At 57.1% G+C, this 24,511-nt stretch carries 19 protein-coding genes; 14 read left to right on the forward strand and 5 right to left on the reverse strand.

The window, feature by feature from the left end; genetic code table 11:
- On the forward strand, window positions 1–125 hold a 125-nt coding region (locus tag B4U49_RS18875), incomplete at its 5' end, for a DUF3604 domain-containing protein (RefSeq protein WP_143735642.1).
- A gap of 25 nt (window positions 126–150) precedes the next feature.
- Here B4U49_RS18875 and B4U49_RS12165 read toward each other — a convergent pair.
- Window positions 151–909, reverse strand: a complete 759-nt coding sequence (locus tag B4U49_RS12165; protein WP_078084873.1) for a helix-turn-helix domain-containing protein — start codon at window positions 907–909, stop codon at window positions 151–153.
- Window positions 910–1,114: 205 nt separating this feature from the next.
- On the opposite strand from B4U49_RS12165, the gene B4U49_RS12170 reads away from it, so the two are divergent.
- Complete coding sequence (locus tag B4U49_RS12170; RefSeq protein WP_143735643.1) at window positions 1,115–3,220, forward strand: VIT and vWA domain-containing protein; 2,106 nt, start codon at window positions 1,115–1,117, stop codon at window positions 3,218–3,220.
- A gap of 92 nt (window positions 3,221–3,312) precedes the next feature.
- Here the strand turns inward: B4U49_RS12170 and B4U49_RS12175 are convergent, their stop codons facing one another.
- Window positions 3,313–3,693 carry a potassium channel family protein gene (locus B4U49_RS12175; RefSeq protein WP_158078614.1) on the reverse strand — a complete coding sequence of 127 codons (381 nt, stop codon included), beginning with the start codon at window positions 3,691–3,693 and terminating at the stop codon, window positions 3,313–3,315.
- Window positions 3,694–4,270: 577 nt separating this feature from the next.
- On the opposite strand from B4U49_RS12175, the gene B4U49_RS12180 reads away from it, so the two are divergent.
- From B4U49_RS12180 to B4U49_RS12215, 8 genes are all read left to right on the forward strand, one after another.
- Window positions 4,271–5,038 carry a hypothetical protein gene (locus B4U49_RS12180; RefSeq protein WP_078084876.1) on the forward strand — a complete coding sequence of 256 codons (768 nt, stop codon included), beginning with the start codon at window positions 4,271–4,273 and terminating at the stop codon, window positions 5,036–5,038.
- Window positions 5,039–5,278: 240 nt separating this feature from the next.
- Window positions 5,279–6,778, forward strand: a complete 1,500-nt coding sequence (locus B4U49_RS12185; RefSeq protein WP_204903031.1) for a DUF1254 domain-containing protein — start codon at window positions 5,279–5,281, stop codon at window positions 6,776–6,778.
- Window positions 6,779–7,076: 298 nt separating this feature from the next.
- A complete protein-coding gene (locus tag B4U49_RS12190) occupies window positions 7,077–7,826 on the forward strand; it encodes an OmpW/AlkL family protein (RefSeq protein ID WP_078084878.1) in 750 nt (249 codons plus the stop codon).
- A 34-nt stretch (window positions 7,827–7,860) separates the two neighbouring features.
- Complete coding sequence (locus tag B4U49_RS12195; protein WP_158078615.1) at window positions 7,861–10,149, forward strand: autotransporter family protein; 2,289 nt, start codon at window positions 7,861–7,863, stop codon at window positions 10,147–10,149.
- A 69-nt stretch (window positions 10,150–10,218) separates the two neighbouring features.
- On the forward strand, window positions 10,219–11,103 hold the full coding sequence (locus B4U49_RS12200) for a DUF1853 family protein (protein WP_078084880.1): 885 nt from the start codon (window positions 10,219–10,221) through the stop codon (window positions 11,101–11,103).
- A gap of 79 nt (window positions 11,104–11,182) precedes the next feature.
- Entirely contained in the window at window positions 11,183–11,737 is a 555-nt protein-coding gene (locus B4U49_RS12205) for a GbsR/MarR family transcriptional regulator (RefSeq protein WP_078084881.1), read from the forward strand.
- An 86-nt stretch (window positions 11,738–11,823) separates the two neighbouring features.
- The gene (locus B4U49_RS12210) at window positions 11,824–13,203 is read left to right on the forward strand and encodes a cytochrome ubiquinol oxidase subunit I (protein ID WP_078084882.1); all 1,380 of its coding nucleotides are present in this window, start codon (window positions 11,824–11,826) and stop codon (window positions 13,201–13,203) included.
- Window positions 13,200–14,225, forward strand: a complete 1,026-nt coding sequence (locus B4U49_RS12215) for a cytochrome d ubiquinol oxidase subunit II (RefSeq protein WP_078084883.1) — start codon at window positions 13,200–13,202, stop codon at window positions 14,223–14,225. The genes B4U49_RS12210 and B4U49_RS12215 overlap by 4 nt, the downstream gene beginning before the upstream one ends.
- A gap of 87 nt (window positions 14,226–14,312) precedes the next feature.
- On the opposite strand, the gene pelA is transcribed toward B4U49_RS12215, so the two are convergent.
- The 3 genes from pelA to B4U49_RS12230 all read right to left on the reverse strand — a co-directional run bounded on the left by pelA (window position 14,313) and on the right by B4U49_RS12230 (window position 19,016).
- Entirely contained in the window at window positions 14,313–15,506 is a 1,194-nt protein-coding gene (gene pelA / locus B4U49_RS12220; RefSeq protein ID WP_078084884.1) for a pectate lyase, read from the reverse strand.
- A 164-nt stretch (window positions 15,507–15,670) separates the two neighbouring features.
- The gene (locus B4U49_RS12225; protein ID WP_078084885.1) at window positions 15,671–16,798 is read right to left on the reverse strand and encodes a PepSY-associated TM helix domain-containing protein; all 1,128 of its coding nucleotides are present in this window, start codon (window positions 16,796–16,798) and stop codon (window positions 15,671–15,673) included.
- A gap of 100 nt (window positions 16,799–16,898) precedes the next feature.
- Window positions 16,899–19,016, reverse strand: a complete 2,118-nt coding sequence (locus B4U49_RS12230; protein WP_078084886.1) for a TonB-dependent siderophore receptor — start codon at window positions 19,014–19,016, stop codon at window positions 16,899–16,901.
- Window positions 19,017–19,214: 198 nt separating this feature from the next.
- Between B4U49_RS12230 and B4U49_RS12235 the strand changes: the two genes are divergently transcribed.
- The 4 genes from B4U49_RS12235 to B4U49_RS12250 all read left to right on the forward strand — a co-directional run bounded on the left by B4U49_RS12235 (window position 19,215) and on the right by B4U49_RS12250 (window position 24,431).
- Window positions 19,215–19,466 (forward strand): HP1242/YdcH family protein, encoded by a 252-nt coding sequence (locus tag B4U49_RS12235; protein WP_078084887.1) that lies wholly within the window; start codon window positions 19,215–19,217, stop codon window positions 19,464–19,466.
- Between the two features lie 146 nt (window positions 19,467–19,612).
- A complete protein-coding gene (locus B4U49_RS12240; protein WP_204903032.1) occupies window positions 19,613–21,160 on the forward strand; it encodes an ethylbenzene dehydrogenase-related protein in 1,548 nt (515 codons plus the stop codon).
- Window positions 21,157–21,846, forward strand: coding sequence for an Lcl C-terminal domain-containing protein (locus tag B4U49_RS12245; protein ID WP_078084888.1), 690 nt, complete (start codon window positions 21,157–21,159; stop codon window positions 21,844–21,846). The genes B4U49_RS12240 and B4U49_RS12245 overlap by 4 nt, the downstream gene beginning before the upstream one ends.
- Before the next feature lie 80 nt (window positions 21,847–21,926).
- Window positions 21,927–24,431, forward strand: coding sequence for a DNRLRE domain-containing protein (locus B4U49_RS12250; protein ID WP_078084889.1), 2,505 nt, complete (start codon window positions 21,927–21,929; stop codon window positions 24,429–24,431).
- Window positions 24,432–24,511 lie beyond the last annotated feature (80 nt).

A 24,511-nucleotide genomic window follows, 5' to 3' on the forward strand; every position in this document is an offset into this window, starting at 1 on the left:
CGCGCTGGTCCACCTACGATGCCGCGCGCACCGGGCTGAAACGGCCGGAAGACCTGCCCGTCAGTATTCAGGAACGCGCCTGGACATCGCCAATCTGGTACACCCCTGACGCACAACCGCAGTAGGGAAGATCCGCCTGCGCGTCCGGTATCACTCGGGAAATACCTTTTCCCGGTTGCCGCGCCGCAGGCGACTGAAATACTGTAATTCCCAGGGTCGCAGTGCCACCAGCAGACTGGAACCGTAACGCTCATTCAGCGCCAGCGCACTGTCGGCGTCGTGCAACTCATCAAACTGCTGAAGTAGGCGATCCATTTTTTTCATCAATTCGGCGTTCGCGGCCCGCGACAACATGCCCGTGCGGAACACGAGTTTTTCTCCGGGGCCGGAGAAACTGGACGCCAGGAACTCCGGCTGTATTTCCCTCTGAAACAGCTGCTGTATCGGTCCCTTGGGGAGCCAGTGGAATTCTTTTGCCACGATCAGCCGGTAGCGGTTGAGCGGCATTAGCTCGATCAGCTTTAGCCGGTCGAGACGCGCCAGCAACTGAATGCTTTCGGTCTCACTCAAATCGTAGGTTTCGAGAATCTGCTCGATGGTCCAGTGGTTGAGTACACAAACCGCCATCAACAGCAGATGAGGGTCCGCGGCCACTTCGCGCTCCTGCTCTTCGCTGAGGGTGGCGATGCCCCGTCGCGCCTCTGCCGCCTTGCGCACCAGCTCCGCAAAATCCAACCCGGCGATACGACACAGGGATTCGAGCCGGTCAACGGATAAAGTACCGCCGGTTAACATGCGCTTGATACTGCTCTCCGACAGGTCCAGCTGCCGCGCAATCTCCACGTAGGTCACTCCCCGCGCCTTCAGTTCGCGCTTCAGCGTCTTCATTAGCGCCTGTACCTGGCTCATTGCTCTCCTCCCTTGAAACTACCCATAGAACCCTGTCTCGCAGAGCCACAACGGTATCACCATTTGATACTTTCTAGCTCAATCGACGCGACTTTTTCAAATTCAGGTGATTCCTGCGAGCCTTTACCGATAGATTCCTCAGCAATGCGTGCCCTGGTGGCGCGCATTCCCAATCCGCCCCTGTTGGCATATGGAGGAACCGACAATGCAAGGTTTATGGCGCAATACCATCGGCTGGTGTGTGTGTTTACTCATGGGCACCATGGTACCGGGGCTCGCTGTGGCCGCAGGCCTGCTCACACCGGCGAACAGCAATCTGCCCCAGTTGGAAATCAAGGAGCACCACGTCAACGTGGTCATCGAAGACGGCTACGCCATCACCGAGGTGGACCAGACGTTCGCCAATCCGCACGACCAGGAGCTGGAAGCCATTTACACCTTTCCGGTCCCGGCAAAAGCCTCGGTGGGAGAATTTACCTACTGGATAGATGGCAAGCCAGTGACCGGTGAGGTGATGCGCAAACAGCAGGCGCGCGCACTGTACGAACAACAGAAATCCCAGGGCAGACGAACCGCCCTGACCGAACAGGATGAGTACCGCAGCTTCGACAGTCGCGTCTATCCCGTGCTGCCAAATGACACCGTGCGTATCCGTCTGGTGTACATCCAGCCGGTACACGCCGAACTCGGTATCGGGCGCTACGTATATCCACTCGAAGAAGGGGGTGTGGATGAGGAACGTATGGCGTTTTTCACCTATCAGGAACACGTGCAGGAAGCCTTCAGTTTCAAGCTGACAATGCGCTCCTCCTACCCTATCGACCAGTTCCTGATGCCCGCTCACCCGCAGGCACAAGTACAACGCGCTTCGGACCAGGAATGGCAGGTGTCATTCGCCAATTCAGCCGGCGCCGCCGCGTTTGCCGATGCTGAAGACCATACGCAAGGACAGCTACCGGAATCGATGACCACAGCAACACCGACTAATGGCAGCGCGTTTACCCTAGACAAGGACATTGTCGCCTACTGGCGACACCAGCCCGGCTTACCCGGTGCCGTGGACATGGTCACCTACCGCCCCGAAGACAGCGACCGCGGTACTTTTATGCTGACACTGACACCGGGGGATGACCTGGGTGAAATATCCCAAGGGCGCGACTGGACCTTTGTGCTCGACCTCTCCGGCTCCATGGCAGGGAAATATCACAGCCTTGCAGAAGGTGTGCGCAAAGGGCTGGGCAAACTGCAGCCGGGAGATCGCTTCCGTATGGTGCTGTTCAACGACCAGGCCCGTGAACTGACCAGTGGCTATGTCGCCGTCAATGACGCCAACGTGCGTCACTATTTGCAGTTGCTGGAATCGACTCAGCCTGACGGCGGCACCAACCTGTTCGCCGGCCTGAAAACCGCATACAACGGACTCGATGCCGATCGCCCCAGTGCGGTAATCCTGGTGACGGACGGCGTCGCCAATGTGGGTGTGGTTGCGAAGAAGGCCTTCCTGCAACTGCTCGAACAACACGATATCCGCTTGTTCACCTTCGTGATGGGCAACAGTGCCAACCGTCCGCTGCTGGAGGGCATGGCCAAGGTATCCAACGGATTCGCCATGAACATTTCCAACAGCGATGATATTTCCGGTCGGCTGGTGCAGGCGGCGGACCAGTTGCGCCACGAAGCCTACCGGGATATCTCCCTGAGTATTTCTGGCACCAAGTCAGGATTCAAGGTACGCGATATGAGCCCGGCACAGATCGGCTCCCTGTACCGCGGCCAACAGCTGATCGTGTTCGGTCACTACTGGGGCGATGGTCCGGCGAAGCTCGATATCCAGGGCAAGGTTTCAGGCCGCGAGGTCCACTACCGCTCAGACTTGAAGTTCCCGGCAACCGATACCCGCACCCCGGAACTGGAGCGACTCTGGGCTTATGCCGCCATAGAAGATATCCAGAACCGCATGGATTACCTAGGCCACGACAGCGACAGTGAAGACGCCATCGTCGGCCTTGCAGTGGAGCATGGGCTGGTAACGCCTTACACCTCAATGGTAGTGGTGGAAGAACAGGTATTCGAACAACAGGGCATTGTCCGCAACAACAAGGCCCGCGTAGAACGGGAAAGAAACGCCCGCGAAAACCGGGCCGTAGCACCAGTCCAGGATAACCGGCAGGACAGTGCGCAACCGGCCTTCAGCGGCAAACGCGCCTATCCCCGCAGCAGTGGCGGGTCGACAGGTCCGGTTATGATCCTGCTGTTACTTGGCGTAATCCTGTTGCGCCGGCAAACTCGCCGACATGCGGTCGGAAATTAATCCATTAACAAAAATTTCAGGGCCTCAGCGGGCCCTGTTTTTTTTGCGTAATGCGCAAGTTATCCTGTTTAGCTTGGAATGTTGTGTAACATTCAGTCGCGACGGTTTTGATACAAACGCTGCACCACAGCCAATACGACCGCAGTTGTCCACCCGAACATGATGATGCCGATGGCGGCCTGAAAAGAAGACAATAAACGCAAGCTGCCTTCGAGCACGATATCCCCGTAACCCAGTGTGGTGTAAGTCACCATGGAGAAATAGATCGCTGGCTCGCCTTCACTGAAGACTCCCAGCCACCGGTAAACCAATGCCCAGGTCATGACTTCGGCTACGGATGCAAAGAACATCAGTAAAACCACGGCCGACACCACCACTGGTCGGCCTGTGGGAAGGAATGGATGAGCCGGGTGTAACGCAGCGATATAGCGGCTCCAGCGGATAGCGACTGTCATCGCTATCGCGTGAATCATCGTATTCACCACCAACAATACCGATGCGATTAACAAAACTTTAAATAGCATCTTCTCACTTCAACGCGCTCTCACTCGCGAAACACCTTGAGTCAGCATCCGGTGTGCTGTTGCATTTCTTCGCGAGGCTCTGGTGGCACCAGCTCAATCGATGACAGGTGTTGCCGCATCTCTCAGCACCCGTCCAACCCCGCTATCACCTGGCCGATGGCTAGATTAAGAAACAAAGAATGGCGACACAGATACCATCGTTATCCACTGCAGAGGAGCCAAGGATTAAAAATTGACGACATACCTAGACACTATCGAGCTTAGACCTTGCAGTAATAAGACACCTAAATAGCTTCGCCACATAATATTCTCTCTAATATCGTCGGTTAAATACACCTACGCGGCGTAATCTCAACCAATATCTAGAAATTCATTAACCGCGCTTTTAAAAAAGTTTTTTGGGGATGACCAGCCCCTTGTCCGCATAGCACTCAAGGCGCGTCTTTACCGTTAACTCCAAAAGTGCGGTGGCAGAACAAACTAAAGCCCCCTCCGCGAGGCCGAAAAAGCTGAGGTTTTTAACACGATGAAACGCTTACTGGTTATCTTGCTGATGAGTTTTCCCTTCTGTCTGGCGCAGGCACAAAGCTACGGCCGACCAGAGACTTTCGGTGGCGGCCCACCGGATCGCTGGATGGTGGGTGCCGAAGTCTATATCTGGGGCGCCAGTGTTAGTGGGGATACCAGAAGCGGCGACAGTATTGATATTGACTTTGATGAGCTGCTCGAAGACCTGGAAATGGGCTTCATGGGCACACTGGCCGCCAGTCGCAACGAGTGGACGGTGTTTGCGGATATGATCTACCTGAATGCCTCCGACGATATCCGGCAAACCGTTCGCTTTCGAGGTGAACTCTTTCGTGTCGGCGCAGATATTGACCTTCAGGGCTTTGTTTCCACGCTGGGCGGCGCCTACCGTTTTTATGAGACGGATACCACGCGGCTTAACCTGACATTCGGCGCGCGCTATCTGTGGCTCGACGTGGATGTCACAGGACGCTTCGATCGATTCCGCCGCTTTAGAATTGGTGATTCAGATAGTGTCTGGGATGCTGTGGTCGGCTTCCGCGGCAAGACGGATATTGATGAGCGCTGGTATCTTACCTACTACGCCGATGTAGGCGGGGGCGACAGTGACTCGACCTGGCAGGCACTGGCGGCAATCAATTATCGCTGCTACCGCTACGATATTGTCGGTGGCTATCGCTACCTGAAATGGAATTTTGACCGCTCGCCATATTTTGATGACCTGGCGCTGAGTGGCCTATTCGCCGGCGTCAAATTTTCGTTTTAGCAGCCCGGTCACCTTATTAAATTTCCGTGACATACGATGGAATATGCTGCCACTTACGGAGCCATTTCCTCCGGGGTGCTAGATTTTTTCAGAAAACTTTACTCTAACCTGGTTCCGCCAATGCACCGTTTACTTAAGCTTATCTGCCTGGCTACAGCCGCTATCCTATTTGGCTCCGCCCAAGCCGCTTATGCACAGTCAAACGTCTCGACCCCACCTTCCATAACAACACCAGACAAGGTGGAGTCGCGCATAGGCACACTGGAATTCGACGACGGCATGCCAAGCGAGGAGACCAGCAAAAAGGTTTATGAACAGCTGGATCTGGCCCACGCGGTACGCGCCTTTTCCGACACCATGCGCGGGGTGAGTATCCACGCAATGCGCAAGGGCCTGCGCGATATCGGCGTCAAGGATAACGAGGTATTGGTTTTTTCCCAGCTAATGGACGCCAAGTCGCTATTCCTCACCGCCAACGCGGACACAGTGTATCTGATGGGCGGCTACGATCTCAGCAACGGTCCCCTGGTCCTGGAGGTGCCACCGCAGGTGCTCGGCACGGTGCAGGATGCATGGTTTCGCTGGGTGATCGACATCGGTATGCCGGGGCCGGATCGCGGTGAAGGCGGAAAATACCTGATCGTGCCCCCGGGTTATGACGGTCCATTACCCCAGGGTGGCTTCTACGTAGCGCACTCCAAAACCATCCATGGCGTATGGTTTGCCCGCGCCTTCCTGGAAAACAACAACGATCCAAAACCGGTGGCCGAACGCATCCGCAAGTTCACCAGGGTCTATCCGTACAACCCCGGCGGCGTCGGCACCTCCGTCGCTGAATTCCTCGCCGGCAAAGCCAAGCTTGGCAAACCCACCAAGCCCGCCGAAACAGTATTTCATGAGGGCAGTGGCAAGGTGATGAATACCGTTCCGCCAAACGACATGTCGTATTACGAAATGCTGAACGCGGTGGTGCAGGAAGAACCAGCGACTTCGCTTGACCCGGAACTGATGGGGCCTATCGCCGCCATCGGTATCGTCAAAGGCAAGCCGTTCGCACCGGACGCGCGCATGAAAAAAATTCTTGAGGAAGCGCTGAAAATCGGCAATGCCACATCGCGCACCCTGTTAATGAATCCGCGGGATCGCAGTTGGTTCTATTACGACGATTCCAACTGGCAGAACATGCTGTTTGTCACCGGTTACGAATTCGAGACGCCGATTCCATTGATCACCAAACAGGGGGTCAAGCCATTCCCGACCACCGGCTACCGCCAGCTCGATGCACGCCAGGCGTTCTTTTACGGCGTTACCGGTATCACCCCGGCCATGGCCATGCGTCTCACCGGCATCGGCTCCACCTACCTGTGGACCCTGACGGATTCGGACAACAACTATTTCGATGGTTCCAAAACTTACAAGGTCACCCTGCCGAAGAATATCCCCGCCGAGAAGTTCTGGTCGTGGACCCTGTACGACACCATGACGCGCTCGATGCTCGATACGCCGCAGCGCTATCCACGGGCCGGCAGTCAGAGCTACCCATCTCCCGCCGCCGAGGCCGCCAGTGACGGATCTATCACCGTATATTTCTCGCCGGAACAACCGGATGGCGTGGCTAGGGGGAACTGGATCCAGACCATTCCGGGCAAAAGCTTCTTCCCGATTTTGCGCCTCTATAGTCCACTGGAACCCTTTTTCATGAAACAGTGGCGCCCAAGTGAGGTAGAACGGATGAAGTGATCGAATTCAGCCCTCGAAGCCCACTTGAAAAATTGAAGGGTTAGCAGCGCGGGCCGGCCGTTCTAGTACCGGCCCCACGCTTAATTACCAGGCGCCACCCGATGGTCACCCTTTCCCCTGCAACCTCGCCACCTCATGCTACTTTTACTGTTGCCTTTGAGAATTTCTGATAATTATTTATTCGCTATCTGCAGCGCCATTCAATCAAAACTGGGGCGCCATTAACTCAAGATACGACGAGCGGCCAGCCAACGATAATCAGGCCGCCAGCGTCAACCGGTGTTAAACGGAGTTAACAATGAAAAAACTCAAGCTGGCCGCTTGCTTGGCATTTTTATTCCCAATTATTGCGCAAGCGCAGATCCCTGTTTCCGATGTAGACCTTACCCGTTTTTACGTGCGTGTCGGGGCCAGCTTTGTTTATCCCGATGACAATAACACCTCACTCAAATACTATCTTTTGCAGGACTGGGAGCTCTACAGAACCCGCTGGGAAATCGAGGACGACACCACCTGGAATGTTTCCGGTGTATGGCGGCCGCTGCCTTATCTGGGTATTGAAATGCTGTACGTGGGCGATTCCGATCACTCACTGCTATTGCAGAATTTCCGCGCCCGCCCCGGGCGGGACAATATCCACTTCGGACGATTCAGTGCTTCTTCCGCCAACCTGTTCGTCAACTGGTATATGACTGACCTCGACTGCCTGGGGCAACCCTACATCGGGGTCGGTGTAAATTATTCCGACTATTACGATGACGATCTCTATCCAGAATTCCAGCACTACTTATACGGCAGTGGTATGGCAACGGGCCCCGGGCATTTCGGGATGACCCACTCCTGGGGCGCCAGTGCACAGTTGGGTATAGACTGGCGCCTGGGTCGCGGGTTTATGCGCTCCTGGCTGATCAATGCGGCGGTGATCTACACCGATTCCAACCTCGATACAGAAGTTACCTACCCAACCACACTCGGCTACGAACGCCTGTATTCAGACTTTGAAACCAATCCCTGGACTCTGAATCTGGGTATTACCTATGAGTTCTGATTCAGTATTCCGGCGACACTCAGGTTTTTGGCTCATGCTTGGGTTGACGGTGTTCCCCTTGAGTGCCGTTGCCGACTGCAGTCCGGGTAATACCGGTACCGCCGGGCCCGACCAGATATTGTGTGACGAAGACAACGACGCGGCGGGGGCCGACGTAAACAGCCTGGGAGGCAACGACACCCTGGATCTGAATGGTGGAACCATTGGCAATGTGGACGCAGGGGAAGGTGATGACCAGGTCAACGTGAATGGCGCAGTCGTCGAAACCAGCCTGCTTACAGGCAATGGTAACGACACCGTCATCATGGACGTTCGGGATTCGGAAATCGGGAACTACTTTGGCGGCGGGCTGGATACCGGCGCGGGGGACGATCGCCTCGAGCTTTACGATGGACTCATCTTCGTTGCCGATATGGGCGCCGGCGACGATTACGTGTTACTCGATGGCGGCTTTATTTATCAGAATCTGCTACTCGGCGACGGCGACGATACCCTCTACCTGGACGAGGGCCTGGTTTACAGTGTCGATGGTGGAAATGGATCTGACTATATAGAAATAGATGCCTATGCCTACGAAGGCGATGCCATTCTCGATGGCGGCGATGACCTCTACGCCGAAGACGGCTACGTTGACACCCTGCGCTTCAAACTGGATCACCTGATTGACGGCAGTGACCTGCGCAACTGGGAGCGGATTATCGTCAACGGCAGTACACGCTTACGCCTGTTTAATGACCTGTTTGTTGGTGGTGGCAGCGATGGGCGGGAGGCTCTGGGGCTGGATATCCGCTTTGGCGCCATTGTTGAACCCACGGAATCTCAATTCACAATTTTTGGCGATGTAAACAACGCTGGCACCCTGTTACTCGCAAATGAGGAATTCAACCGTCTCGATATCAGCAGCCACGCAAATGGACGTTTCGGAAATTATGACGGGCGCGGGCGCGACGCGCGCCTGTGGATGGATACTACGCTCGCTGGGGATAATTCCCCTACAGACTTCCTGTCTATCGAGGGTAACGCAAGCGGGCGCACCTTCGTGCGTATTTATAATGCCGGCGGTGACGGTGCAATCACTACCGGCAATGGTATTCCCGTTATCCACGTTGGTGGGGATAACCCGCGCAGTGCTTTTGTTCTCGACGGCGATTACCGCGGCTACGACAGACGTCCGGCTACTGTCGGCGGTGCTTACGGTTACAGCTTGCATCGCGGAGGAATAAACAACTCGGACAACGGTACCTGGTACTTGAGATCGACCATCACTGATCCCTTCACCGATAGCGGCGACCTTATTCCGCGTTGGCAACCGGGCGCTGTCCTTTACGAAACCTATGCCCAGGCGATCCGCAGGATGAACGCACCAACCACGCTGCGCAAGCGTGTGGGCAACCGCTTCTGGGCCGGGACCAGTCACCGAGATCGCGGTGTCTGCTGCTACGGCAATGCCATCGAACGCGCGATTGACGGCGGCGGCCTGTGGATAAGAGGAAGTTCCGCCTACAGCGAAAACGATCCCGAGCGGTCAACATCCTATGCACAGTGGCAACAGGACTTTGGACTGATTCAGTTAGGCGCAGACTTTTCCTTTGATCCGGCGGTTTACCGGGGACGCCTGATTCTCGGTGTTTTTGCCCAGTACGGCTACGGCAGTACGGAGCTGGATAGCTTTTTTGGGCACGGCGATATTCGCACCGATAACTGGGGCATTGGCAGTACCTTTACCTGGTATGGCAGTCAGGGTAGCTACGCGGATATCCAGGCACAGTTCAACTGGTTCGACTCCGATCTTTACTCTCACGAGCTGTGGTATCTCGGTACCGGTAACGATGCCATTGGCTTCAATTTTTCCGTTGAGGGTGGGCACAGTTTCAGGTTGTGTGACTTTTACTCCATCACTCCCCAGCTGCAGCTGGCCTATACCGCTGAAGATATCGATGACAATTTCGACCCTTACGGCGTCTACCTGGAAGACACCGATAACCAGGGTGCATTTGCCCGACTGGGTGTGGCGTTCGAGCAACGGGTGAGCCAGCGCGTCAACCGCAATATGTACGGTCAACTGCTGCTGGAACGCATCGGACTCTATGCCATCGCCAATGCGTTCTATTACTTCGACGACAAGACGGAAGTGGATGTTTCCGGCAGCGCGCTTTATCAGGCACGCGACGACTGGTGGGGCCAGCTGGGGATAGGGTTTACCTACGACCAGTGCGGCGACCGCTGCTCGGTCTACGGAGAGGTCGACTATGCGACCAGTATGGATAATTTCGGGGACAGCTATCAGGCGAGCCTCACATTCGGCTTCCGCTTCAAATGGTAGTCGGGAACACTGAATGTCCGCATACAGCCGAGGGTTAGCCTGCCCCCCGCTTTTATTTATAATCGGCGAATGACTGATCCTGGCAAGACCGCTTTTCTCTCAACCTATCCAGACCATTGGCGCAATCTACTGTGGGCGCTGACCAGTCGCGACATCAGTACACTCACTTCCCTGCCCTGGCTCCCGAGCGAACGACGCGCAGAATTGGGCAATTTTTTTGCCGCACCCGCGACGCGCGCTTCGCTGGAGAATATTTTGCAAATGTTCGTGGAGCCGGCCAGCAGCCGGCGCCTGGGGGTTTACTTCGAAAACCTGTGGACGTTCGCTTTCCGATATCACCCTCAGTACCACCTGATTGCGCGCAATCTCCCGCTCAGAGTTGTAGGCAAGACTCTAGGTGAACTGGATTTTGTGGTGCGCTATCTGCCCGATGATGTCACCGAACACTGGGAAGTCGCAGTGAAGTTCTATTTACAGGTCGCAGATGTCTGGGTCGGCCCCGGCCTTAAGGACCGCCTGGATATCAAACTTGCACGCACCCGGGACCACCAGCTTCCGATCATCCACCAGCCTGAGGTCGAGCCACTTCTGCGCGACCAGGGTATTGAGATTCAGCGGCAATGGACCCTGATGCCCGGACGCCGCTTTCGCCCACTGGACACCGCCACAACCGGTGAGGATTACTGGTGGTCCGACTGGCCGAGCTTCCTGCAAGCCTTTGCTGACAAGCCCTGGCACTGGCTGCAACTGCCCAAGCAGTGCTGGCTGGCCCCCTGCACCGCCACCCACGATACGCCGCCGGCGGCATTGACCGATGCCACACGCGCAATCAACGAGAAACTAAAAGCCCGGGGTCCGCTGTGTGTGGCCGCTGTGGATAAACACCGCGAGGTCACCCGCGGGTTTATCGTGCCGGATGACTGGGCTTCCCGGGCTCAGCTCGCCATTCCCTAGCAAATGAAATGACTGCCGAACTTGACACCAGTCAATCCTCGTTTACAATTTTCAGAAATTTCTGAAAGTTAAGAACATAATGAAACTCTCCAGTCAGGCGCAGGCCTTCGTACTGCATTTTGGTGAAATGGGTAGCCGCTGGGGCTTCAATCGCACCGTCGGGCAAATGTTTGCCCTGCTGACGATCCACTCCGAACCGGTAAACGCCGACCAGCTGGCGGAGGCGCTGAAGATCAGTCGCGGCAATGTGAGCATGGGGCTCAAGGAATTGCAGGCGTGGCGCCTGATCGAATTGCATCACCAGCCCGGTGACAGAAAAGATTATTTCACCGCGGCCGGTTCCATCTGGGATCTCGCCCGCACGGTATTTGAAGAACGCCGCAAGCGCGAACTGGACCCCACCCTCACTCTGTTACGACAGCTGCTGTTGACCGATCCTAGAGACCCGCAGGAAGCTCAGGCGCAGGAGCGCATCCAGGAAGTCTATAGCCTGCTGGAAATGCTCGACCAGTTCGCCAATACCCTGAGCAAACTGGAGCACAAGGACCTGATCCGGCTCATGAAACTCGGCTCGGGACTGAACAAACTGCTGGATCTCAAGGCCGGCGCCAAGTCGAAAAAGACCAATAGCTAAATCAAGGGAGAAGCGCACCCCCCAAACGTTCCCGGCACCCGCTGTAACCCACCCGCGGCCGATGGCCGCCTGCCACCGAGGTACCTATGCTGGACACTCTGATGCTGTCGCGAATACAGTTCGCCACCAATATCAGCTTTCATATTCTGTTCCCCACCATCACCATTGCCCTCTGCTGGATCCTGTTCTTTTTCAAACTCCGCTTTGATCTCACCGGTAACCCCGTGTGGATGCGCGCTTACCGGTTCTGGGTAAAAATATTTGCATTGACGTTTGCGCTGGGCGTGGTGAGCGGTATCACCATGTCGTTCCAGTTCGGCACCAACTGGCCGGGCTATATGGAAAAGGTGGGCAATATTGCCGGGCCTCTGCTGGGTTACGAAGTACTCACTGCGTTTTTCCTGGAGGCCACCTTCCTCGGCATTATGCTGTTCGGTATCAAGCGCGTGCCGAGCAGGGTACACACCTTCTCCGCACTGGTCGTGGCCATCGGCACGACGCTCTCCGCATTCTGGATTCTCGCGCTCAATTCGTGGATGCAAACGCCGGCGGGCTATGAGATCCGCGATGGTGTGGTGCATGCAACGAACTGGCTTCAGGTCATCTTCAACCCTTCCTTCCCCTACCGCTTGGTGCATATGCTTCTGGCGTCGGGGCTGACGGCAGCGTTTTTTGTTGCCGGCCTCTCCGCTTACCGAATTCTGAAAGGGGATGAAAAACAGGCGCCGCGTCTGGCACTGAAAACCGGTCTGATCCTGGCCGCGGTGCTGGCCCCCCTGCAGGCATTTGTCGGCGACCTGCACGGGCTCAATACCTTCGAGCACCAGCCGCAGAAAATCGCCGCCATGGAAGGGGTATGGGAAACCGAACAGGGTGCACCGCTGCTGCTGTTTGCCATTCCGGATGAGGAAACCCGCAGCAATCACCTGGCCGTGGGCATCCCCAAGCTGGCGAGCCTGATTCTCACCCACCACAGCGATGGCGAGATCCGCGGCCTGAATACATTCGAGGGCGACCACCCACCGGTCAAGCCGCTGTTTTTCGGCTTCCGCATTATGGTGGGCATGGGCCTGCTGATGATGGCAATTGCCTGGGTTGGCTGTTATCTGCTGCGCAAGCCACAGGTACCACGCACCTTTCTCAAAGTGCTTGTAGCGATGACTTTTTCCGGCTGGGTGGCCACTCTGGCGGGCTGGTACGTAACCGAGGTCGGCCGCCAGCCGTGGCTGGTCACCGGGATTCTCACTACCGCAGATGCGGTTACTCCGGTTGCGCCGGCCAATGTGGGGCTTTCACTCACCCTCTACCTGATTGTCTACGTAATCCTGATGTGGGCATATATCCACACCCTCAAACGCATGGCGCTCAAGTCGGTGTATGTGGAGGAGTTTGAAACCAACGAGCCCGCACCAGATGGCAGCCTCACCAATCTGCCCGAATCCAAAATCGCCGGAGGTACCCGATGAACAGCTTGAGCGCAATTTCCAGTAGTGGCGACTGGCTGCCGGTGGTGTTTATCGGGCTGATGGGGCTGGCGGTACTCGCCTACGCGATTCTCGATGGCTACGACCTGGGTGTGGGCATCCTGTTGCCCATGGGCGAGCAGGATGAGTGGCAGCGCGACACCATGATCGCGTCGATCGGCCCCTTCTGGGATGCCAATGAAACCTGGCTGGTACTGGCGATTGGCCTGCTGCTGATTGCATTCCCGGCGGCACACAGTCTGATCCTGATGCATCTGTATATCCCGGTGGCGATCATGTTGATCGGGCTGATCATGCGCGGGGTGGCGTTCGACTTTCGCGCCAAGGCGGCGGTGGATCACAAGCTCGCGTGGGATCGTACCTTCAAGATCGGCTCGCTGGTTACTACGCTCACCCAGGGCTATATGCTCGGCCAGTACGTGATGGGCTTTGACCAGAGCCTGCCTGCCCTGCTGTTCTGCGGCATCAGTGCTCTCGGAGTGACCGCGGCCTACAGCTATATCGGTGCCGCCTGGCTGGTACTGAAAACCGAATCCTCACTGCAGACGCGGGCGGTGCGCTGGACCAGAGCGGCCGGGCGCGCATCACTCGTCGGCGTGGTGGCGGTGTGCCTGATCAATCCGCTGGTTAACCCGGGGGTATTCGACCGCTGGTTTACCTTCCCGCTGGTGATGTTTGTGCTGCTGATTCCCACACTGTGTTTTCTCGGTTTTGTGGCCAACGATATCCTGCTACGCCGTTTGCCCAAGGAAGCAGATCGTCACTGTGGTGTGCCATTCGCCATCGTAGTGGGGATTTTCACGCTGTGCTTCAGCGGGCTCGGTTTCAGTTTTTTCCCGGACATCGTGCCCGGCCAGCTGTCCATCTGGGAGGCCGCCAGCGCGCGGGAGTCGCTGCAGTTTATTCTGGTAGGTGCCGTGGTGGTTGTCCCGATGATCCTGATGTACACGGCGTTCTCGTACCGGGTGTTCCGCGGTAAGGCCACCGACCTGCACTATCACTAAGCATTTCCATTCATTGGCACCTAAACAAAAAGCCCCCGGGATTAACCGGGGGCTTTTTATGTGACAATGCTGGTGCAGACAACCGGCCTACTCCTGCCGCTTGCGATATTTTTTTAACACCTTATAGGGTTGCTCCGTGTACCAGGCGTAGCCGCGGCGACGCTCTTCCGATATTTCGTCCACGTCGAAATAGACCTTGCCATCGCGATCGCCAAAGATCGGGCGATCTCCGTCGACCTCGTAAAAGCGCGCCCACAGCGGGTCGGCATCTTCCTCCGGCACCAGTGACGGCAGCTTGCCGTCGCGGCGGTAGCGCAGGCCGTCGATGCGGTGCTTCTCAAACCAGTCTTTGGCATCGTCGATGGACTTCTGGATATGTGCCGGCGGTTGCTCCAGTGACATCAGGAACAGCACCAGGTCGGCGCTCTCACTGGTCGCCAGCGCTACCGGCTCAAAAGCGCGCGCTGCGGTGGGGGCAAAGGTTTCCGCATCGTGCTGGGCGCCCCAGATAGCCGGTTTGCCTTGCACCTCAACCTGGGTGGCAGCCACCATTTCCAGTGCCCGATGCAGGCTGTCTTCGGCCTGTTCACGCAGTGCCTGCGGCAAGAACGTCAGGCGCGGATCATCATTGGCCGCGGCGGCGACAATGGCCAGCAGGCTAGTGATCGCGGTGTCGTTGTAGGTGATGTAATCGTGATACTTGCCCCGCAGCGGGAAGGTCTGCGGCCAGCCGCCGTTGGGATACTGGGCGATCAGGATGTACTTGAGCGCGCGGGTTGCAGAGTTGCAGTAGCGCGCTTCCCCGAGGCTGTTGCACGCATTCGCCATCACCCAGAACTGGGTACTGGTGGCGAGATTGTCGAAGGTGGGTACGTAGCTTTTCTCGGTGCCGAACTGGTAACCCTTCTGTCGTGGCACCCCCATATCGGTGCGCTTGGACCAGCCGCCGGATGGCGTCTGGAAAGTCAGCAGGTTTTCAGCGATCTGGCGCCCTTCCGGCGTGGTGAAAAAGTCGCTATCGGTGGCCGCCTTTTGCGCATCAAAACCAAAGCGCTTGGCTTTTTTCGGCTTGGGAGACTTGTCCAGACCCGCGGCCTTGGCTTCCGCCTTAACTGCGGCCTGGTCCAGCTTGTAGAGCTGCTCCGACATGGCCTGGTATTCGGCCATGGTCTTGGCGGGCCGTAATTGATCCAGCGGATCGGCCTCTGCACTGCAACCGGAAACGCTGAACACCAGGGCCGAGAGCAGCAGGGAGCGGATCGGCAATTGCGTAATTTTCATACAAGAGCTCGCTACGGGATTCTGTCAGGCAGAATTTAATTATTTGGTAAGGCCAAACGATGGTAGCAAAAGCCGTGTTGTGATGAAACTGTCCAACAAACCGGACACAAAAAAGCCGGGACAAGCCCGGCTGGAAGGATGCATTCTGGCCCGCGAGCCTCCGCTCAGGCAGAGGCCCCGGCCAGTTGCGCGGCCTTGGCCCGGCGCTTCTCGCGCGCCGCCCTGCGCTTGCCGCGACGCTGGTTCCAGATATAGATACCGGTAATCGACAGCAGCAGCGGTGACAGGCCAATCACGCACCAGATGATCTTACTCACGAGCCCGGCAAAGTTGCCGAAGTGCAGACGGCGATAGCTGTCGAGAATCTTGGCTCCCAGTGAAGCATCGCGGATATCGTAATTGAGCATATGCTCACCACTCTGGGCGCTGTAGGTGATGTTGCTGGCGTACTGGCTAAGCAGCGGGTTGCCGGTATGTACATCGCCCCAGAAAGTCAGGTTTCTACCGGGCTCCCAAGGGAAGGAAATATAGGTGGTCTCGAAGTTCTGCAGCTGGTTACCGGTGTCGTCCATCAGCGCCTGCAGGGAGAGATCGTCGCTGTACAGCCGCTGCTCCATTTTGTAGTGCTCGTGCCCCTCGGCGTGCTCTTCCATTTCGTGGGCGAAGTGGGTGATGTTCCACCAGGCTCCGGTAAACCCGAGAATCAGCAGCACCGGTGCACCGATAATACCGGTCATTTTGTGCAGGTCGGAAAAGTACACGATCATGCGCGCGTTCCAGCGCAGGGTGAAAAAGTTCTTCCAGAATTTGCGGTACAGAATAAAACCGGTGATGCCGAGCAGGCACAGCAGAATGGAAAACACGCTGGTTACCAGCATGCCCCAGTCTCCCATCAACAGGGTGTAGTGCAGGTCCAGCAGCCAGTCGGTGAGATGATGGGTCAGCCCCATGGGGGCGCGCAGGGGTTCGCCGCTGTACTGGTCGATCAGCGCATAGGTCCACTCGTCGGTGCCGCGCTGCATGGTGTAAACCAGGTCCGCGCGCTCCTTGTCCTGGAACAGCGCCCAGCCGACCACTTCATAGTCCGGGAAATTACTCTGCAGGGACGCCTCCAGCGAATCCAAGCTCAGACGTTCGCGCCCGCCGGACTCTACCCGCACCTTGTCGGCGAGGAGCAGGGAATCAATTTCGTGCTTGAACACCAGAATGCTGCCGGTCACGCAGATGACCAGCAGCGGTACAAAGGCGATCAGGGCCATCCAGCTGTGCAGTTTGAACAGGGTCTTATTCATGATTTTTGGCGGTCTGTAAAAACACAATTTCTAAATACACAAACGGGGCGACGGGATTCAGGCCCGTCGCCCCAGAGGATCACGTCACAGCGTTACCGAATCAGTAGCGCCAGTTGACCGACGCGCTGAAGTTGCGCGGTGCGGCATAAAAGCCCTGATCCCAGTAGAGGCTGCTGATGTATTTCTCGTCGGTGAGGTTTTCCCCATTGAGGGAGAAGCTCAGCTGCTCGGTCACTTTGTAATTGGCGAACAGTTGCAGGGTGGCGTAGGCATCCTGCTCGATGGTGTGGCCTGCAGCGTGCATCCGGGAAATATCGTCCTGCCAATTCAGGCCGCCGCCCACTTTCAGCCGGTCAAGCATCGGCGGGCGGTAGCTGGCGTAAAGGCGCACCGTCTGTGCCGGGATAAAGTCGCGGTTCAGGCCGTTGCCCGCCTTGTTGTCGATATTCACCTTGGCGTAGCTGAACTCCATGTTCAGGCCGTCGATCAGCTCACCGCTCACGGTCAGGTCGAAACCGTCGCTGTCGTAATCACGACCTTCGTAATAGTCGATCATGATCTGATCATTGATCGGATCCGGGGTCTGGCCGGCGAATTCCGCCACATTGTTTTGCTGGGTCTGGTAATAGGCCAGGGTTGCAATCACCTTGCCGCCCAGGAACTGCCCCTTCACACCGACTTCGTCATTCACCCCTTCGGTTGGATCGATAAAGGTCAGGTCTTCGGCGATATCGTCCTGGGCGCGGAACGTCTCGGTGTGGCTCGCGTACAGGGAATAGTTGTCGTCAACCCGGTACACCACGCCGGCGTATGGCAGCACCTTGCCGTCCACCTCGGTCAGCTTGCTGGTGCCGTAACCCACGCCCTCGGCTTCCCAGTTCACGACACGCGCGCCGCCCACCAGACTCAGGTTGTCGGTAACACGGAAGCGGGTCGCGGCAAACACGGCGCTCTGCTCGTATTCGAAGTCACTGCCGGTGAGGCCGTCGGTATACACCGGGCGCACCGGCGTCTCGCCGTTCCACTCGGTGAAGTCACCGATCCACGGGAAACCATTGGTGTAGTCGTACAGGGAAACTTCGGTGGTGGAGCCTTCCGACCAGTTGTAGCCAAACAGCAGGTTGTGCTCGCGGCCCAGCAGGTTGTAGGTACCGGAAGCGCGCACGTCGAAGACGTCCCGGTCTTCTTCCAGGGTGTACTTGCTGGCGTAGCCAATCAGGCCTTCATTGGTTTCGCGATCCGGCAGGCTGTACATGTACAGCAGGTCGCTGTCGCCTTCGATATCTGCGGTGCTGTAGTAGCCCTTTACTTCCCAGCCGTTGGCAAGCTCGTGCTTCAACTCTGCGAAAACTTCTTTCTCGATATTGTCCCAATAGGCCCATTTGGCAGAGGTATTGGAGGACACATCGTAGTTGGTAGCTGTGCCGTCGGAGTACACCAGCGGCAGCGCGCCCCACATGGGGCTGTCGGCGAGACTGCTCTGGTAGCTGGCACCCAGGGTCAGCAGGGTCGACTCACCCAGATCTTTTTCCAGGGCACCGTAGGCTACGGATTTGTCGGTGGCGTAGTAATCCAGATAGGAATCAGCATCTTCCTTGGTCATTACCAGGCGGCCGCGCAGACCGTCGGTCAGGGTGCCGGAGACATCGCTCTCCAGACGCAGGCTACTCCAGGAGCCAGCGATGGCACTGAACGACATCTGCAGATCGTCGGTGGGACGCTTGCGCACCATATTCACGGTGGCAGACGGGTTACCGGCGCCGCTCATCAGGCCATTGGCACCGCGCACCACCTGGATGCTCTCGTAGATAGAGGTGTCGCTCTGGCCGTTGCGGTTGCCGTAGGTGGCGGGCAGGCCGACACCGTCAACCTGGAAGTTGGTGACATCAAAACCGCGCGAAGAATAGTAGGTCCGGTCGGTTTCAACACTCTCAACCTGGATACCGGGGACAGCCAGCAGCGCGTCGTTCAGGTTGTACATGTTGAAGTCATTCAGCTGGGTGCTGCCGATAGCGGACACGGACTGTGGCGTATCCATGATCGACAGACCCAGACCGGTGGCGGTGTCTGCCCCGTCTATCAGGTAGGACTCCGCCTGTTCCCCCACGACTTCTACGTTTTCCACTACATTAGATTTGTCGTCGGCGCTGGCGCTGCCCGCCGCGATAAGAGCAGTTGCCAGCAGAGTACGCGCAAACATGTGCTGTTCTGATTGCATCTTTGTATATCCCCAGAAGATGACCCCATGAATTTGGAACGGGATTCTAAAGAAGCACCCTGGTAAATGCAACTTATTATCATTTAGCTTTAGTTAAGCATGTGGGGAGTCTGCCGCCAGCCCGGCTGACATCGAAATCAACAGCTAGACTTTTATCTGTAACGATTAAATTTTCACCAACCTACTGGAGATACATCAATGGCAATACCCTCTCACGCACTGGAAGCCGATTTCCCCAAATTCGCCCAGACCATTCGGCACTTGCGCGAGGACGACCTCGAGTTCCGTTCCAGCAGCGACAGTTACCACAAGCTGGATAAGGAAATACGTGGGCTCGAAGAACGAGGGATAGCCACCGATGACAATCACTTCAATCAGTTAAAGATACGCCGGGCACACATGAAGGACCGGCTGTACCAACAGATCGTTCGCGAAAACGGCTCGGCCTGATACCAGATCAAGAGCCGGCTGAGGCTGCATCAAGATACGTCGATCAACCACAGGTAACAGCCCCCGGGCGCAAGCCTCCACCGGGCACATATTTCATAAATCTGCCACGGGAAACGACTAAGCTGCCCCCTATTTGAGGCGGCAAAGTGACTCCCGAGCGCAAGAGCCTGAACTGGATTCTGCTGCATAGTGCTGCGATGCTGGCGGTGCTGTGCAGCCTGTTTACAGGATTGCGTATCGCCACCCTGCAGCGTCCGCTGGTCGCCGAGTTCGAGGAGCTGCTGCCACAGGGCGCGCTACACCCGCTGCATTTTTTCAGCGCACTTACCATTTCCCTCTGTGCCCTGTTGTATCTGATTTTTCGCGTCAGGAATGCCAGCTTGAAGAAGCGTCCACTCTGGTGTGGATGGCACAGGGCTATTATCCGCGCCGGTTACCCGCTGCTGGCAGGATCAATTGCCAGTGGCTGGCTTTTGTTTTTTATCGCTGGCGCCAGCGCGCGCGACATCCATTTTTTCTGCGCCCTCGGCATGGGGCTGTACCTGCTGGTGCACGGAGGCTTCTACCTGATTCGCTGGGGGCGCTCTGCACTTTTCCACATTGTGCTTCCCGCGCGGTTGCACCTGGGTATCACCGCACTTGCCGCAGTCCCTCTGCTAGCAATCACATGGCAACTGACCAGCCGACAGAGCCATTACCCGCTCGAGGTAGCAAATATTCCCCTGAGCGATCACGTCCATATCGACGGCAATGCCGATGAGCCCCAGTGGCAAGCCGCCCGTGCCATTACCGTGTATACCGATGGCGGCGCCAACTTCGATCACGGTGCTACCGACGTGACCCTGCGCGCGCTGAGCAACGGCACGGAATTTTTCCTGCTGGCCCGCTGGCGGGACCGGGATAAAAGCCTGGCGCACCTGCCCCTGTTGAAAACCGACAACGGCTGGCAGGTGCAGCAGGAGGGATTCCACGAGTTCAATGAAGTGCGCCATTACGAAGACAAGTTCGCGGTATTGCTCTCTCCCAGCTGCGCGTTTGGCGCCGCCGGCACTGCACATCTGGGCCGCAAGCCACTCTCCGAAAAACCTGCCAACTGGCACGGCAAGGGCTACCACTACAGCACGGACGGCCAGCTGCACGACCTGTGGCACTGGAAGGCTGTGCGCACCAACGATATGTATCTCGCCGACGATAACTTTATCGGCCGGGCGGACCGACCCCGCGCCGGCGAGCGCCGTTATACCGCGGGCTACCAGCAGGATGGCAAGGAGTCCGGCGCTTATGTCATGAACTGGCAGTGGTATCGCCGCGACGGTATTACACCCAAACGATTGCCGCAGAGCCTGGAACAACTGGCTGCTCTGCCCGGCACCGGACAAGGCCCATGGGTTATTCCCTGGTTCGATTATCGCCCGTATACGGACACCGCCGACGCCGACATTCCAGTAGGCAGCGTGCTGCCCTCGGTGATGTACAACTCCAACCGGTTCGAAGGCGATCGCGCCGATGTCCGCGCGCGTGCGCGCTGGCATCAAGGGTACTGGACACTGGAAATGGCACGCAGCCTGGTAACGGGTTCGTCGCTGGATGTCCCCATTGGCGATGGTATCTGCCTGTGGGTTTCCGCATTCGACCGCGCGCAGATTGCCCACACCCGGCACACCCGTGCAATTCGCCTGGCGTTCCCCCAATGAACCGCTGGTATCGCACCTTCGTCGTTACCGGCCTGCCCCTGGCCTTGGGTGTGGCGGCATTCCTTACGCAACCCGCCGCCCCGGGGCCACAGCCATATCATCTGGTGAAAATAGATAACCGCGGCGCAGCGCTCGCTCCCTGGTCCGGTCCGTGGTCCTGTGTGTGTGACAGAAATACCGGCCTGTTGTGGGAAGTCAAAACTGACGATGAAAGTATTCACGACGGGCTCTGGACCTACTCCTGGTACCGGGAAGCAGAAACCGGATTTACAACCGTTGCCACCACATCTCATGCCGTGCCGATACCGGCGACAGGTTCAGAAAACCTCGGCGACTGCTATTTCGAGCCGGACCGCTGCGATACCGCAGACCTGCTTCGCCGCACCCGCGCACAGCAACTGTGCGGTGAACATCATTGGCGACTGCCAACGGCAAAAGAACTACACACGCTGGTCTATACCGATAGTAAAGCGGGTCAACCCTCGATCAATACCGCGTTTTTTCCAAAAACCAAGCGCGGAGATTACTGGACCGCAGACTTCGGAAAACCGTTACTGGGTGTTTACCAGCACCTTGGAAACGGCGCTGAGGCGATCAGTTTCGTGGGAGGGCAACAGGTCACAATTCCGCACCGCAATGCGGCATTTGTGCGCCTGGTGGCGAAAAATTCAAAAAGCTGTCACTAACCGCTCCCACACTCTCCCGCGCAGTACATTTTTTCAAATCAATTCGCCCCACAATAATCCTTCAACAGGACAGTTTTCCCATGAACAATTTTCTGGGTAGTAATCTATGGGCCAGGATCGCGCGCAGCACCGCCTATGCTGCGATGCTCGCAGGGCTATCTGTCGCAGACGCCAATGCGGCCACAAAACATCACCGGCTCGTATGGGATAGTGACGGTCGCAACAGTGCAGTGATCGGCTTTTCTCCCGACGGCAGCAGTAACAATCCGTACGTAAGCTTTGGCTACACCACCGATGAAAGCGGCTGGTCCACTGCCGGTGTTGATACCACCCGCACCTTCGACGGCAGTGTGGTCAGCCATTTCGTACGCCTGGAAAACCTCAGCGCGGATGCGGAAATTTTTTATCGTGTGTGTGATCAGGATGGCTGTGGCGATCGTTTCTGGTTTCGCACCGCGCCACAAAACAACGACCCGTTTGTGGTCGTTGCCGGCGGCGATACCCGCACCGGCCACACCACCCGTCGTCAGGGCAACCAGTTGCTGGCAAAAATTCGTCCGCTGGCAGTGATGCACGGCGGGGACTTCACCGATGCCAACAGCGCTTCGCAGATGCTCGCGTTCCTCGACGACTGGGAGCTGACCTACTCAAGTGACCAGATCGATGGCTACAGCTACCAGCGGATTTATCCCCTGATCCCCACCCACGGCAATCACGAAGACAACAACTATTTCACCCTGTGCCAAGTGTTCGGTGTAGATTTCGATGGCGACAGTAACTGCAATCCGGATGACACTTACGGTGCTGTGCAGGTATCCCCGCTGTTGCGGATTTACACCCTCAACAGCCAGTTCAAAAACAGTGGCTGGTCCTCCTATGCTAGTGCTATGAACAGCTGGCTGCAGAGCGACCTGGCAGCCTATGGCAACAGCGCCGAATGGCGTTTTGCCCAGTATCACAAGCCCATGTTTCCGCACTACTCCGGCAAGTCGGAAAACACCATTCTGCACAGCTGGTGGGCACAGGATTTTTACGATTACGCAATCAACCTGGTGGTCGAGTCGGACACCCACATGACCAAGCTCACCGAAGCGCTCGTCCCCGACGGCAGCGGCTTTGCCGCAACCAGTAATGGCGGCACAGTCTACGTGGGAGAAGGCAGCTGGGGGGCGCCGGCGCGCTCTGCCAACGACCCCAAATCCTGGACCATCGATCTCGCTAGTATCCAGCAGTTCAAGGTAATCCAGGTTAGCAGTGATGACGTGATTGTGCGCACCGCGCAGTTCAATACCTCTGCCAGCAACTTGAGTCGCGCCGAACGCGCAGCCGATCCACTGGTGCTGCCGGCCAACGTCAACTGGTGGAGTGCCAACCAGGTCGGTGAGGCCATGAACCTGACGCGCAACAGCAGTAACCGCAGCGTGATCGGCGGCGGCAGTTCCGGTAGCAGTTCCAGCAGCTCTTCTTCCGGGAGTTCTTCTGGTAGTTCCTCCGGTAGTGGCTCGGGCGGACAAACTACTGCGCTGGCCACCAGTGACGATGTTTTCGTCACCGCCAACTACACGTCGACCAATTACGACGGCAGTAACGAGGGCCTATTAGCTGACGGCAGTGACTCTACCTATGGCCAGATGATGACGCTGGTCAAATTCGATCTCGATGATATCGCCAGCTGTAGCAACTTCAGCAATGCCACACTGGAATTGAATGTCACCAACTACTCCAACAGCAGCTTCGGTGTTTATCTGGCGGCCAGTGACTGGCAGGAAGAGTCTGCGACCTGGGGCAATATCGGCGGCAGCGGCATGCTTGGCAGCCAGGTAGCCAGCTTCACCCCATCGTCCACCGGACTGCGTCAGGTCACCCTCGCCGGCAACGTGATCGAGACCTGGCTGGGCGGCGGTAATTACGGACTGGTGATTGCCTCCCTCGGGGGTAGCGACGGTGTCGATATGACCTCCAAGGAAACCGGCACCGCGCCGGTGCTGACCGTCGACGCCGATTGTGGCGGCAGCTCGTCGAGCAGTTCCTCGGGCAGCTCCTCTAGCTCGGGCAGTTCTTCCGGTTCCGGTACCAGTCAGCAGTTTGTGCAGGCTGCATCGGATGACGTTTTTATCGGCTCTTCGCAGGGCGCGAATAACTTTGATGGCAGCAGTGATGGGCTGCTGGCGGATGGCAGTGATCGCCAGTATGGGGAGCTATACACCCTGATCAAATTTGACCTGACAGGCACAGAAAGCTGCTCCAGCTTTACCCAGGCACAGCTTGAGCTGAACGTCACCGATCGCTCTGGAAATACCTACGGTGTTTACCGGGCAACAAGCGACTGGCAGGAAGGCAGTGCTACCTGGAACAGTGTCGGTGGCAGTGTCATTCTCGGCAGCCAGCTGGCGAGCTTTGTGCCCTCCTCCACCGGCACCCAGCAGATAGACCTGCTGTCCTCCGGTATCGTGGAGACCTGGCTCGGTAACAATACCGGGCTGGTAATCGCCTCCCAGTCTGGCAGTAACGGAGTCGACATGACCTCCAAGGAAACCGGGCAGGGTCCGCTGTTGCGGCTGCAGGGACTGTGTCCTAGCAACTGATTGAGCGAGCCGTTTCACAAAACGCGGCACACAAAAAAAGGGCTTTGCCTTGCAAAGCCCTTTTGGGTTTTCTGGTCTGG

Origin of the sequence: Microbulbifer mangrovi (assembly GCF_002009015.1) — a bacterium.
Classification (GTDB): Bacteria; Pseudomonadota; Gammaproteobacteria; order Pseudomonadales; family Cellvibrionaceae; genus Microbulbifer; species Microbulbifer mangrovi.

What these genes read in the sequence shown, in the direction of transcription:
- B4U49_RS12235 (WP_078084887.1), top strand. Translation starts at nt 19,215, where the DNA reads ATGGCAATACCCTCTCACGCACTGGAAGCCGATTTCCCCAAATTCGCC.
- B4U49_RS12230 (WP_078084886.1), bottom strand. Translation starts at nt 19,016, where the DNA reads ATGCAATCAGAACAGCACATGTTTGCGCGTACTCTGCTGGCAACTGCT.
- B4U49_RS12195 (WP_158078615.1), top strand. Translation starts at nt 7,861, where the DNA reads ATGCTTGGGTTGACGGTGTTCCCCTTGAGTGCCGTTGCCGACTGCAGT.
- B4U49_RS12215 (WP_078084883.1), top strand. Translation starts at nt 13,200, where the DNA reads ATGAACAGCTTGAGCGCAATTTCCAGTAGTGGCGACTGGCTGCCGGTG.
- B4U49_RS12180 (WP_078084876.1), top strand. Translation starts at nt 4,271, where the DNA reads ATGAAACGCTTACTGGTTATCTTGCTGATGAGTTTTCCCTTCTGTCTG.
- B4U49_RS12250 (WP_078084889.1), top strand. Translation starts at nt 21,927, where the DNA reads ATGAACAATTTTCTGGGTAGTAATCTATGGGCCAGGATCGCGCGCAGC.
- pelA (WP_078084884.1), bottom strand. Translation starts at nt 15,506, where the DNA reads ATGAAAATTACGCAATTGCCGATCCGCTCCCTGCTGCTCTCGGCCCTG.
- B4U49_RS12200 (WP_078084880.1), top strand. Translation starts at nt 10,219, where the DNA reads ATGACTGATCCTGGCAAGACCGCTTTTCTCTCAACCTATCCAGACCAT.
- B4U49_RS12175 (WP_158078614.1), bottom strand. Translation starts at nt 3,693, where the DNA reads ATGATTCACGCGATAGCGATGACAGTCGCTATCCGCTGGAGCCGCTAT.
- B4U49_RS12165 (WP_078084873.1), bottom strand. Translation starts at nt 909, where the DNA reads ATGAGCCAGGTACAGGCGCTAATGAAGACGCTGAAGCGCGAACTGAAG.
- B4U49_RS12205 (WP_078084881.1), top strand. Translation starts at nt 11,183, where the DNA reads ATGAAACTCTCCAGTCAGGCGCAGGCCTTCGTACTGCATTTTGGTGAA.
- B4U49_RS12210 (WP_078084882.1), top strand. Translation starts at nt 11,824, where the DNA reads ATGCTGGACACTCTGATGCTGTCGCGAATACAGTTCGCCACCAATATC.
- B4U49_RS12245 (WP_078084888.1), top strand. Translation starts at nt 21,157, where the DNA reads ATGAACCGCTGGTATCGCACCTTCGTCGTTACCGGCCTGCCCCTGGCC.
- B4U49_RS12170 (WP_143735643.1), top strand. Translation starts at nt 1,115, where the DNA reads ATGCAAGGTTTATGGCGCAATACCATCGGCTGGTGTGTGTGTTTACTC.
- B4U49_RS12190 (WP_078084878.1), top strand. Translation starts at nt 7,077, where the DNA reads ATGAAAAAACTCAAGCTGGCCGCTTGCTTGGCATTTTTATTCCCAATT.
- B4U49_RS12225 (WP_078084885.1), bottom strand. Translation starts at nt 16,798, where the DNA reads ATGAATAAGACCCTGTTCAAACTGCACAGCTGGATGGCCCTGATCGCC.